The organism is Streptomyces sp. NPDC042201 (assembly GCF_055582185.1).
In genome coordinates this window covers 21,122-33,174 of sequence record NZ_JBVJDS010000014.1, presented here as the reverse complement: position 1 = coordinate 33,174, position 12,053 = coordinate 21,122, and the positions used below count along the sequence as shown (strand labels likewise).

The window sequence follows — 12,053 nt, the reverse complement described above, 5'->3', positions numbered from 1 at the left end:
CGGTGCGTGCGATCGCAAGGCGGCCGGAGACCCTTGTAGCGGAGCTACTCGGGTCTTCGGCCAACGCGGCGAGCGTGCGTGCTGGGCGTCGCGACGGGGCAAACATTTCCGGGAGGGGCACTAGAGGTCTGCCGCATTCTTCTCGTCCCGCCCTATGCCCCCACGGTCCAGCAGCCGCGCGAGTTCGGTGCGGGACCGGACGCCCAGCGTCGCGAAGACATTCCGCAGATGATGGTCAACGGTCCGGGTGCTCACAGAGAGCCGTACGGCCACCTCCCGGTTGGTCGCGCCCTCCGCCACGCACCGGGCGATCCGCTGCTGCTGGGGGGTGAGCAGGACCAGCGGTCCCGGCGGGGCGGCCCCGCTCTCCTCCGCCACCGCCTCGCCCGCGGCGCGCAGTTCACCCCGTACCCGTCCCGACCAGAGCCGGGCGCCGCACCGCTCGAAGGCCACCAGGGCGTCCCGCAGCGGGCCGCGCGCCTCCCGGGTCCTGCGCCGGCGCCGCAGCCAGTGGCCGTACAGCAGTTGCGTACGGGCCCGTTCGAAGTCGCCGTCGGCGCGGTCGTGATGGGCGAGCGCCTCCTCGTAGCGTGCGGCGGCCTCGGCGGGCGGGGCCAGCAGCGCCCGGCAGCGGGCCAGTTGGGCCGGTGCCTGGGGGTCGGCGGTCTGTGCGGTCCACCCCGCGAACTCCTCGACCAGTGCGTACGCCTCGGCTCCCCGGCCCGCCAGCACGGCCGCCTCCACGAAGCACGGGACGGCCGGCATCCGGGCGGCGAAGTGGCCGCGCCGCGGTCCGGGCTGGACCAGCGGGGAGAGCCGCGCGGCCGCCTCGGCGGATCTGCCGTCGGCCAGTGCAGCGCGCGCCACCGCCCAGCGGGCGAGCGTGGCCGCCTGGGCGAGCCCGTGCGGCCCCGCGCCGGCCATGGCCGCGTCGGCGTGTTCCCCGCAGGTCCGCGCGTCGCCCTCGACGGACGCGGCGAGAGCGAGCACGGCGTGCAGATGGGCGGCCACGTTGCGCTGGCCCAGCCGGCCGGCGGCGCACAGCCCTTCGCGGGCATGGGCGCGGGCCAGCGCGTAGCGGCCGGCGCGCAGTTCGCCGTACGCGAGATGCTCCAGCGCCTGCGGCAGCAGCGGGTCCGGGCCATGGGCGCGTACGGCGGCCAGCGCCCTGGCCCCCGCCCGGCAGGCGTCGTCCACCTCGCCGAGCACCAGCGCGGCGACCCCGGCCCGCAGCCCCCGGGCCGGATCGCCGGAGCCCTCGGTGGAGCCGGGACGGTCCTGCGCCACCGCGTCGAGGCAGCCGCGCAGCAGCGCGTGCCCCTCCGCCGTCCTGCCGCCGAAGACGGCGCACATCCCCGCGCGGTACCGCTCCAGCGACGGATCGCTCCCGCGCACCGGCAGCCGGCTCATCGCGTCGAGATAGGCCGCCGCGTCGCCCATGGCCCAGGCCGCCTCGGCCGCGCCGAGCAGCGCGCTCACCGTACGTCCCACGTCACGCGGAGCGAGCAGCGCGGCCGCCGTCAGCAGGGCCTCCCGGGCGTCGGCCGCCGGTCCGTCGCGCAGGGCGAGCAGTCCCCGTACGTAGTGCGCGCGGCCGGGCGCCGGCACGGCGCGTACCCGGGCCAGCAGGATCCGCGCCCGCCCCGGCTCCCCGGCGAGCCAGGCGTGCTCCGCCGCCGCGGCGAACCGGGCGCCGCGCAGGGCCTCGTCCGTGGAGAGCGCGGCGGCCCGCGCGAGGGCCGCCGCCCGGTCGGCGTGCGGGCGTGGCGGGACGGCGGCCCGTGCCAGGGCATCGGCAAGCGCGGGGTCGTATCCGCCCGCCGCGCAGGCCCGTTGGACCAGCCGGGGCAGGGTCCTGTGCGGTCCGTCGAGCGCGGTGGCCAGCAGGTGGTGCACGGCGCGGCGGCGGGCGAGCGGGGCCCGGCGCAGCACCGCCCTGCGCAGCAGCGGATGCGTGAAGCGGACCCGGCCGCCGCCGCTGTGGACCGCTCCCGCCAGCTCGGCGGGGGCGAGCCGGCCGGCGTCGATCCCGGCCAACTGCCCGGCGCGCAGCAGCAGGACCGTGTCCGCGCCCGCCCCCTCGGGCTCGTGTTCCTCGGCGGCGGCGGCGAAGAGAAGCAGTGTGCGGGTGTCGTCGGGCAGCGCGTCCAAGTGGGCTGCGTAGGCGGCGAGTACGCCCTCTGCGCCGGGCAGCGGCCGGGGCAGCGGGTGACGTCCGGTCACCTGGTCCCGGCCGAGGTGGCCGGCGAGCGCCGTGAGCAGCCGGGGGTTGCCCGCGCCCTCGCGCCGCAGCTCCTCCCGTACGGCGGGATCGATCCGCCCTTCCGTCACCCGGTCGAGGAGCTCCGCCGCCGCGGCGTCGTCGAGGGGGCCCAGCCGGAGCGCGGGCAGTCCGGTGAAGGCCTCCGCGCCGTCCTGGCGGTCGGCGGCGGTGAGCAGGACGGCGACCCGGGAGCCGGGCGCGAGCCTGCGGACCGCGAAGGCCAGCGCGGCGCGCGAGTCGGGATCCCAGGCGTGGGCGTCGTCGACACAGACCAGCAGCGGGCGGCGGGCGCCGAGGGCGGTCAGCAGGTCGAGCAGGGCGATGGGCGCGAGGCCCGAGCGCAGCACGTCGGCGGGTGGCACCGGCAACGGGACCTGCGCGGAACAGAGCAGCGCGTGCAGTCCGCTGTACGGCAGCAGCCGTTCCGCGGGGGCCGCCGCCGCGCGAAGGACCGGTCCTCGGTGGCCGTCGGCGGTGTGCAGCGCGAGGGCGCTGCGGCCGAGGCCGGGCGGCGCCGTCAGCACGAGCGTGCTGCCGCGCCCGCCGCTCAGCCGGGTCAACAGGGTTTCCAGGATGGCGAGTTCACCGCTGCGGCCGTACAGCCGGAGGGGACTGCGCACGGTCGTCGTTGGGGTCACGACCGTCACGTTACTTCTGCGTAAACAACCTCGGAAGGCTTGCGCCCGCCGACGGCGCGTGGGGTGGCCGGTGTTGGGCGCCTCCCCATCCGGGCCGGTTCCGTACTGTGCCCCGGCACAGCCGGGGTGCCGGGGGCGGAAGGACCGCCACCGGCACCCCGGTTGCCCGGCCGGTGAGCCGGATCAGGAGGGGTGCGGGCAGTTCCCGCGGTACTCCTCGATGGTCAGGCTCGGCCTGGGCAGCGGGCAGAGGAACTGCTCGTAGCGGGTGTCACTGTCGATGAACCGCTTCAGCCAGGACAGGCTGTACTTGGCGATGGTGGTGTTCGAGCTGTTCGGGGTGAAGTGGGTGGCGCCGTTCAGCTCCAGATACGCCTTGTCGAGCGAGCCGGGCAGCGACTCGTAGAACGGCTCGGAGTGCGAGGAGACGGGCGCGACCGTATCGCCGTCGGCCCCGACCACCAGCGTGGGGGTACGCACCTCGGGCCAGCTGGTGTCCAGGTTCCAGCCGGTCAGCGGGATGGCCGCCTTCAGAGACGTACGGCTCTTGGCGGCCTCCAGGGTGCCGCCGCCGCCCATCGAGTGGCCCATGACCCCGAGCCGCGCGCTGTCGATCCGGCTGCTGACCGTCGAACGCTGCGTCAGATAGTCGAGCGCCGCGAGGAGTTGCCGGCCCCGGCTGTCGGGCTGGTCGAGGGTGGTGAGGGTGTCGATGGTGAAGACGACGAAGCCCTGGGAGGCCAGCCGCGGTCCGAGCCAGGCGATGGAGGACTGGGTGGCGGTGAAACCGGGCGAGATGGCCACGGCCCCGAAGGTGCCGTCCGCGGTGGACGTCGGGTAGTAGACCGTGCCGCCGCCGAAGCCCGTGACGCCCAGCCCGGAGACCGAGGTCTGGGAGACGGCGTACGAGCCGCGTGACGCCTCGATGCTCGACACGGTGGGCGCCGGGCCGCGCTCGTACGGATTGGCCGCGGCCTGCGCGCCGTACGCTCCGGCCGCACCGGACGCGCCGGGGATCAGCGCGGCGACCAGTGCCGCGGCCGCGACCGCTCCGGCCCATAAGCTCCGGCGGGTGGGGGGACGGCCGGGGGTGGCGGGGGTACGGGGGTGGGCTCGCGGCTGAGAGTGCTGCTGCACGAGGGGGGTCCTCTCGGTCGTGGCGGGGCCACGCCGGAGGCCATCGGGTGCACCGGAGCGGAACCGCCGTTTTCACTGGCGGTCGCCACTGTCCCGGTGCACCCGGCCGGCAAGCATCGGTAAGTTCACCGGTCTTCACCGGACGTCGCCGGTCTTCACGGGTCTTCCCCGCGCTCTGCACGCACGGCCGTCGGCCCCCGCGGCGTCAGCGCACCGGGTGGCCCGCCTCCCGCAGAGCGCCCTTGACCTGCGAGATCCGCAGCTCACCGAAGTGGAACACGGACGCGGCCAGTACGGCGTCGGCGCCGGCCGCGATGGCCGGCGGGAAGTGCGCGAGCCGGCCCGCGCCGCCGGACGCGATGACGGGCACGCTGACGTGCTTGCGCACCGCCGCGATCAGCTCCGTGTCGTAGCCGTCCTTCGTGCCGTCCGCGTCCATCGAGTTGAGCAGGATCTCCCCCGCGCCCAGCTCCGCCGCCCGCTGGGCCCACTCGACGGCGTCGATGCCCGTGCCCTTGCGGCCACCGTGCGTCGTGACCTCGAAGGACCCGGTCGCCGTCCGCCGGGCGTCCACGGACAGCACCAGCACCTGACGCCCGAAGCGCTCGGCGATCTCCCGGATCAGATCGGGCCGGGCGATGGCCGCGGTGTTGACGCCGACCTTGTCCGCGCCGGCCCGCAGCAGCTTGTCCACGTCCTCGGGCGTACGGACGCCCCCGCCGACCGTGAGCGGGATGAACACCTGCTCGGCGGTGCGGCGCACCACGTCGTACGTCGTCTCGCGGTCGCCGGACGACGCGGTGATGTCGAGGAACGTCAGCTCGTCGGCGCCCTCCGCGTCGTACAGCTTGGCCATCTCGACCGGGTCGCCCGCGTCCCGCAGATTCTGGAAGTTCACGCCCTTGACGACCCGGCCGTTGTCCACGTCCAGGCAGGGGATGACTCGGACCGCCAAGGTCATGCGGAGGCTCCTCGGAAGGCTTCGACCTCGACCTCGACGACCAGGCTCGGGTCGATGAGGCCGGCGACGACGATCATCGACGCGGCCGGGCGTACGGCGTCGAACAGCTCCTTGTGGGCGCGTCCAACGTCGTCGGAGTCCCGGACATGGGTGATGTACATACGGGTGCGGACCACATGTTCGGCGCCGAGGCCCAGTTCGGCCAGCGCCTTGAGGGCGACGGCGAAGGCGGTCCTCGTCTGCTCGTACGGGCCGCCCTCCGCGATCCTCCCGTCGACCACCGAGGTGCAGCCGGACACCAGGACGAGGCCGTTGGGGAGTTCCACCGCGCGGGAGTAGCCGAAGGACTCCTCCCACGGGCCGCCGGACGCGAGTTTCCGTACGTCGCTCACCGGTCCACCGCCGCCAGCGCCTCTTCCAGGGTGAACGCCTTCGCGTACAGCGCCTTGCCGACGATGGCGCCCTCGACTCCCACGGGCACCAGCGTGGCGAGCACGCGCAGATCGTCCAGCGAGGAGACACCGCCGGAGGCGACGACCGGCCTGTCGGTCACGGCGCAGACGTTCTTGAGCAGCTCCAGGTTGGGGCCCTGGAGGGTGCCGTCCTTGGCGATGTCGGTGACGACGTAGCGGGCGCAGCCCTCGGAGTCCAGCCGGGCCAGGGTCTCGTAGAGGTCGCCGCCGTCGCGGGTCCAGCCACGGCCGCGCAGGGTCGTGCCCCGTACGTCGAGGCCGACCGCGATCTTGTCGCCGTGCTCGGCGATGACCTTGGCGACCCATTCCGGGGTCTCCAGCGCGGCCGTACCGAGGTTGACCCGGGTGCAGCCGGTGGCGAGGGCGGCGGCGAGCGAGACGTCGTCGCGGATACCGCCGGACAGTTCGACCTTGATGTCCATGGCCTCGGCGACCTCGGCGATCAGCTTGCGGTTGTCACCGGTGCCGAAGGCCGCGTCGAGGTCGACCAGATGCAGCCACTCGGCGCCCGAGCGCTGCCAGGCGAGAGCGGCCTCCAGCGGGGAGCCGTACGACGTCTCCGTACCGGACTCGCCGTGGACGAGCCGGACGGCCTGGCCGTCGCGGACATCGACGGCGGGAAGGAGTTCGAGCTTCGGCGCGGGAGACTTCGGCACAGAGGACATCACAGGGTTCCGATCCAGTTGGTCAGCAGCTGGGCGCCGGCGTCGCCGGACTTCTCGGGGTGGAACTGGGTGGCCCACAGTGCCCCGTTCTCCACGGCCGCGACGAACGGCTCGCCGTGGGTGGACCACGCGACCCTGGGGGCACGGATCTTGGGGTTGGTGACTTCCAGAGTCCACTGGTGCACGGCGTACGAGTGCACGAAGTAGAACCGGGCATCGGAGTCGAGTCCGGCGAACAGCTCGCTGTCCTGCGGCGCCTCGACCGTGTTCCACCCCATGTGCGGGACGATCGGGGCGTTGAGCGGCGCGACCGTGCCCGGCCACTCGTCGAGGCCCTCGGTCTCCACGCCGTGCTCGATGCCACGCTCGAAGAGGATCTGCATGCCGACGCAGATCCCCATGACCGGGCGGCCGCCGGCGAGCCTGCGGCCGACGATCCACTCGCCGCGGGCGGCGGTGAGCCCCTTCATGCAGGCGGAGAAGGCTCCGACGCCGGGGACGAGCAGCCCGTCGGCGTTCATGGCCCGGTCGAAGTCGCGGGTGATCTCGACCTCGGCGCCGGCCCGGGCGAGGGCGCGTTCCGCGGAGCGGACATTGCCGAATCCGTAGTCGAAGACGACGACGCTCTTGCTCATTCCCAGATCCCTTGGATACGCAGGACACCGGCGACGAGGCACAGCACGCTGCAGAGGGCCAGCAGCACGATCACGCCCTTGGGCAGCTTCTGCTTGGAGAAGGAGTAGACACCGCCCGCCAGGAAGAGCCCCACGACGATCAGAACGGTGGACAGACCGGTCACAGGGCACCCTTGGTCGACGGAAGAATTCCCACAGCGCGCGGGTCGCGCTCGGAGGCGTAGCGCAGCGCGCGGGCCAGCGCCTTGAACTGGCACTCCACGATGTGGTGGGCGTTGCGTCCGTACGGGACGTGGACATGCAGCGCGATCCGGGCCTGGGCCACGAAGGACTCCAGGATGTGCCGGGTCATGGTCGTGTCGTAGTCGCCGATCATCGGCGCCATGTTCTCGGGCTCGCTGTGCACCAGGTACGGGCGGCCGGAGAGATCGACGGTGACCTGGGCGAGCGACTCGTCCAGCGGGACCGTGCAGTTGCCGAAGCGGTAGACGCCGACCTTGTCGCCGAGGGCCTGCTTGAAGGCGGCGCCGAGCGCGAGGGCGGTGTCCTCGATGGTGTGGTGGGTGTCGATGTGCAGATCGCCCTCGGTCTTCACCGTGAGGTCGAACAGGCCGTGCCGGCCGAGCTGGTCGAGCATGTGGTCGAAGAAGCCGACCCCGGTCGACACATCCACCGTGCCGCTGCCGTCGAGATCGATCTCGACGACGACGGAGGTCTCCTTGGTACTGCGCTCCACGCGGCCGATGCGGCTCATGCGCTCTGCTCCTTCTTCAAGTCACGTACCGCGTCGAGGAACGCGTCATTCTCGGACGGGGTGCCCGCGGTGACCCGCAGCCAGCCCGGTACGCCGTTGTCACGGACGAGGACACCCCGGTCGAGGATCCGCTGCCAGACGGCGTGCGAGTCCTCGAAGCGGCCGAACTGCACGAAGTTCGCGTCCGAGTCGGTGACCTCGTAACCGATCGTCCGCAACTCGCCGACCAGGCGGTCCCGCTCGGCCTTGAGCTGTTCGACGTACCCCAGCAGCGTATCGGTGTGTTCCAGTGCCGCGAGCGCGGTGGCCTGGGTGACGGCGGAGAGGTGGTACGGCAGGCGCACCAGCTGGACGGCGTCGACCACGGCCGGGTGCGCGGCGAGATAGCCCAGGCGCAGTCCGGCGGCGCCGAAGGCCTTGGACATCGTGCGGGAGACGACCAGGTGCGGCCGGCCGCCGATGAGCGGCAGCAGGGAGGCCCGGTGGCTGAATTCGACATACGCCTCGTCCACCACGACCAGGGACGGCTTGGCGGCCTGGGCGGCTTCGTACAGCGCGAGGACGGTGTCCGCGTCGACCGCCGTGCCCGTCGGATTGTTGGGCGAGGTGATGAAGACGACGTCCGGCCGGTGCTCAGCGATCACGGCCACGGCGGCCCCGACATCGATGGTGAAGTCCTCATTGCGCGGGCCCGAGAGCCAGCCGGTGCCGGTGCCGCGCGCGATGAGGCCGTGCATCGAGTACGAGGGCTCGAAGCCGATCGCGGTACGGCCGGGGCCGCCGAAGGTCTGCAGCAGCTGCTGGATGACCTCGTTGGAGCCGTTGGCGGCCCAGACGTTCGCCGCGGTCAGCGGGTGCTTTCCGGTACGGGTGAGGTACGCGGCCAGCTCGGTACGGAGCTCGACCGCGTCCCGGTCGGGGTAGCGGTTGAGCCCGCGGGCGGCCGCCCGGACCCGCTCGGTGATCCGCTCGACGAGCGGCTCGGGCAGCGGGTAGGGGTTCTCGTTGGTGTTCAGCTGTACGGGGACGTCCAGCTGCGGGGCGCCGTACGGGGACTTGCCGCGCAGCTCGTCCCGTACGGGCAGGTCGTCGAGGGTGAAGGGGTCGGGGGAGCTCATGCGCCCGGCACCTGCCATCCGAACCGCGCCTTGAGCGCCGCGCCGTGCGCGGGCAGGTCCTCCGCCTCCGCCAGCGTCACCACATGGTGGGCGACCTCGGCGAGGGCGTCCCTGCTGTAGTCCACGATGTGGATGCCACGCAGGAAGGACTGGACGGAGAGGCCGGAGGAGTGGCAGGCGCAACCACCGGTCGGCAGCACGTGGTTGGAGCCCGCGCAGTAGTCGCCGAGGGAGACGGGCGCGTACGGGCCGACGAAGACGGCGCCCGCGTTACGGACCCGCCCGGCCACCGCGGCGGCGTCGGCGGTCTGGATCTCCAGGTGCTCGGCGCCGTACGCGTCGACCACTCGCAGGCCGTCCTCGACGGAGTCGACCAGCACGATCGCGGACTGCTTGCCCGACAGGGCGGGGACGACCCGGTCCGCGATGTGCTTGGTCGCGGCGACCTGCGGCTCCAGCTCCTTCTCGACCGCGTCGGCCAGCTCCACCGAGTCGGTCACGAGGACGGCCGCGGCGAGCGGGTCGTGCTCGGCCTGGCTGATCAGGTCGGCAGCGACATGCACCGGGTCGGCGGTCGAGTCCGCGAGGACCGCGATCTCGGTGGGGCCCGCCTCGGTGTCGATGCCGATCCGGCCGGTGAAGTAGCGCTTGGCGGCGGCGACCCAGATATTGCCGGGTCCTGTGACCATATTGGCGGGGGCGCAGCCGTCGGGCCCCGAGGTGCCGTACGCGAACATCGCGACGGCCTGGGCGCCGCCCACCGCGTACACCTCGTCGATCCCCAGCAGCGCGCACGCGGCGAGGATCGTGGGGTGGGGCAGTCCGCCGAACTCCGCCTGCGGCGGGGAGGCCAGCGCGAGGGACTCGACGCCCGCCTCCTGCGCGGGCACCACATTCATGATCACGGACGACGGGTAGACGGACCGGCCGCCCGGCGCGTAGAGACCGACGCGCTCGACCGGCACCCACTTCTCGGTGACGGTGCCGCCGGGCACGACCTGGGTGGTGTGCGGGGTGCGGCGCTGCGCGCGGTGGACCAGCCTGGCCCGCCGGATCGACTCCTCCAGGGCGGCCCGTACGGCCGGATCGAGCCCCTCCAGGGCGTCGGCGAGAGCGGCCGCGGGCACCCGTACCCGCTCCAGCTTCACGCCGTCGAACCGCTCCGCGTACTCGATCAGCGCCGCCGTGCCCCGATGACGCACGTCCTCGCAGATGGGCCGCACCTTCTCCAGGGCGGCCGCCACATCAAACTCGGCTCGGGGCAGCAGGTCACGCAGGGCTCCACCCTCGGGGAGGGTGTCGCCGCGCAGGTCGATTCGTGAGATCACGGGGTTAATTCTCGCAGACCGGATCAGGCCCCCGGACGCACGTATCACTGGCTGATACACGTCCCGGAGGTCACTCCTCACCCCCAGCTTTCAGGTCGTCACTCAGAGGGAACAACAGCTTTACGGACCATCTGTAACCATCTGTGCGTAAACGGGAAGCGGAGGCGGCCGTGACCGAGCCGCAGCACGACGAATCTCCCGACTGGCTCAGCGCCGCGGAACTCGGCATGTGGCAGGCGTTCCGCAACGGCGGTACCTACGATCTGAGCACGTCGGATCCACTGCTGGACAATCCCTTCTCCGGGCGGTCCTGGGGCACGGAGCGCAGCGTGCGCGCCCGGGTCATCGCCCTGCTGCTGCTCAGCGGGCCGGCCGCGCTGGCGGGCCGGGTCGCGGCGCTGAAGCTCCGCGGGGTCCAGATCACCGGGACGCTCAACCTCGCGGGCGGCACGATCGCGCCGTATGTCGAGCTGAAGCACTGCCGCTTCGAGAACGAGGTGGTGCTGCCGGAGTCGCACTTCACCACGCTGCGCATGGTGGGCTGCGCGATACCCCGGCTGGAGGCCGCCCGGCTGCGTACCGAGGGCGATCTCCATCTGCCGCGCTGCCGGGTCGAGGGCGGTATCCGGCTGACCGACGCGCATATCGGCACCGACCTGCTGATCAGCCAGATCGAGGTCCGTCCCGACCGGCTGGGCCGGGCGATCACCGCCGACGGATTATGCGTCGGCCAGGATCTCCAGGCCGACGAGATCGAGACCTACGGCGAGGTCAGCCTGCGCGGCGCGCAGGTCGGGGTGTCGCTGAGCCTGCGCGGCAGCCGGCTGCGCGCGGCGCGGGAGCTGATGGCGCTGAACGCGCCGCGGCTGACGGTCGAGCGGACCCTCCATATGACGGGCGCGTGGGTGGGGCCGGAGCGGAGCGGCGAGAGCGGCCCCTTCGGCGCCACTCCCCCGCACGGCACCGGGTACGCCGTCGCGCCGGCCCGCGGCGCCCGGCTGCGGCGCTTCGAGTGCCACGGCGGGGTGCGGCTGGACGACGGCCGGTTCGGGGACGCCGTCGATCTGGAGCAGGCACGTTTCTTCCTGACGGCCACGGAGGAGCTGTCGCTGCGCCGGATCGTCACACCGGAGCTGCGGTTCAAGTGCGAGCGCGCGGAGGAGGGCCGGGTCGTGCTGAGCGGCGCGAGGATCGTCACGCTGGTCGACATGTCGACCAGCTGGCCGGGGCCCGGCGGGCTGGCCATGGGCGGTCTGGTCTACGAGAACCTCGTCCCGTTCGGCCATTTCCCGCTCGCCCGGCGGCTGGAGTGGGTGGCCGCGGCGACCCCGGAGTACGCCCCTGAGCCGTACGAGCGGCTGGCACACGTGCTGCGCAACAGCGGCGAGGACGCGGACGCCCGTGAGGTGCTGCTCGCCAAGCAGCGGCGGCGCCGCGAGACGCTGCCGCTTGCCGCGAAGCTCTGGGGCTATCTGCAGGACTGGACGGTGGCGTACGGCTACCGGCCGGGGCGGGCGGCGCTGTGGATGGCCGTGCTGTGGGGCGCCGGCACGATCGCCTTCACCCGCCACCCCCCACAGGCGCTCCACGCCGAACAGCATCCACCGTGGAACGCGTCGCTCTACGCGCTGGATCTGCTGGTGCCGGTGATCGATCTCGGCCAGGACGGCTACTGGCTGCTGGAGGGCGGCTGGCAGTGGGCGGCGGCCGCGCTGATCCTGCTCGGCTGGATCCTCGCCACGACGGTAGCCGCCGGCGCCACCCGCCTCCTGCGCCGCAGCTGAGCTTTTTTGGGGCTCGGTTCGCCTCCGGGGCGCTTTAAGCCCCTGTCGACGGTCGACCGTGCTCGGTCCCTCGTACCTCGGGGCCTGTGCGCGCTCTCCCTTTCGACAGCGGCGCGCCCCTTCGGCTCACGCACCGCTTTTTTAGGGCTCGGTTCACCTCCGGGGCGCTTTAAGCCACTGTCGACGGTCGACCGTGCTCGACCCCTCGTACCTCGGGGCCTGTGCGCGCTCTCCCTTTCGACAGCGGCGCGCCCCTTCGGCTCACGCACCGCTTTTTTAGGGCTCGGTTCACCTCCG

General features: G+C 72.8%; 11 protein-coding genes. 1 reads left to right on the top strand and 10 read right to left on the bottom strand.

The window, feature by feature from the left end:
• Positions 1–120 precede the first annotated feature (120 nt).
• From ACZ6MZ_RS28800 to hisD, 10 genes are all read right to left on the bottom strand, one after another.
• A complete protein-coding gene (locus ACZ6MZ_RS28800; protein ID WP_469355247.1) occupies positions 121–2,901 on the bottom strand; it encodes a helix-turn-helix transcriptional regulator in 2,781 nt (926 codons plus the stop codon).
• Between the two features lie 183 nt (positions 2,902–3,084).
• Positions 3,085–4,038, bottom strand: a complete 954-nt coding sequence (bdeA, locus tag ACZ6MZ_RS28795) for a bis(hydroxyethyl) terephthalate hydrolase (RefSeq protein ID WP_469355245.1) — start codon at positions 4,036–4,038, stop codon at positions 3,085–3,087.
• 205 nt (positions 4,039–4,243) lie between these two features.
• Positions 4,244–4,999, bottom strand: coding sequence for an imidazole glycerol phosphate synthase subunit HisF (hisF, locus tag ACZ6MZ_RS28790; RefSeq protein WP_384188089.1), 756 nt, complete (start codon positions 4,997–4,999; stop codon positions 4,244–4,246).
• Complete coding sequence (locus ACZ6MZ_RS28785; protein ID WP_384188092.1) at positions 4,996–5,391, bottom strand: RidA family protein; 396 nt, start codon at positions 5,389–5,391, stop codon at positions 4,996–4,998. The genes hisF and ACZ6MZ_RS28785 overlap by 4 nt, the downstream gene beginning before the upstream one ends.
• The gene (priA, locus tag ACZ6MZ_RS28780) at positions 5,388–6,128 is read right to left on the bottom strand and encodes a bifunctional 1-(5-phosphoribosyl)-5-((5-phosphoribosylamino)methylideneamino)imidazole-4-carboxamide isomerase/phosphoribosylanthranilate isomerase PriA (RefSeq protein ID WP_469355242.1); all 741 of its coding nucleotides are present in this window, start codon (positions 6,126–6,128) and stop codon (positions 5,388–5,390) included. Before priA ends, ACZ6MZ_RS28785 begins: the two co-directional genes overlap by 4 nt.
• Before the next feature lie 8 nt (positions 6,129–6,136).
• Positions 6,137–6,772, bottom strand: a complete 636-nt coding sequence (hisH, locus tag ACZ6MZ_RS28775; RefSeq protein WP_384188098.1) for an imidazole glycerol phosphate synthase subunit HisH — start codon at positions 6,770–6,772, stop codon at positions 6,137–6,139.
• Positions 6,769–6,936, bottom strand: a complete 168-nt coding sequence (locus ACZ6MZ_RS28770; protein WP_389786767.1) for a hypothetical protein — start codon at positions 6,934–6,936, stop codon at positions 6,769–6,771. Before ACZ6MZ_RS28770 ends, hisH begins: the two co-directional genes overlap by 4 nt.
• A complete protein-coding gene (gene hisB / locus ACZ6MZ_RS28765; protein ID WP_384188103.1) occupies positions 6,933–7,526 on the bottom strand; it encodes an imidazoleglycerol-phosphate dehydratase HisB in 594 nt (197 codons plus the stop codon). Before hisB ends, ACZ6MZ_RS28770 begins: the two co-directional genes overlap by 4 nt.
• Entirely contained in the window at positions 7,523–8,644 is a 1,122-nt protein-coding gene (locus ACZ6MZ_RS28760; RefSeq protein ID WP_384188106.1) for a histidinol-phosphate transaminase, read from the bottom strand. The genes hisB and ACZ6MZ_RS28760 overlap by 4 nt, the downstream gene beginning before the upstream one ends.
• Entirely contained in the window at positions 8,641–9,972 is a 1,332-nt protein-coding gene (gene hisD, locus ACZ6MZ_RS28755; protein ID WP_469355240.1) for a histidinol dehydrogenase, read from the bottom strand. The genes ACZ6MZ_RS28760 and hisD overlap by 4 nt, the downstream gene beginning before the upstream one ends.
• Before the next feature lie 170 nt (positions 9,973–10,142).
• Between hisD and ACZ6MZ_RS28750 the strand changes: the two genes are divergently transcribed.
• The gene (locus ACZ6MZ_RS28750) at positions 10,143–11,756 is read left to right on the top strand and encodes an oxidoreductase (protein WP_389786761.1); all 1,614 of its coding nucleotides are present in this window, start codon (positions 10,143–10,145) and stop codon (positions 11,754–11,756) included.
• Positions 11,757–12,053 lie beyond the last annotated feature (297 nt).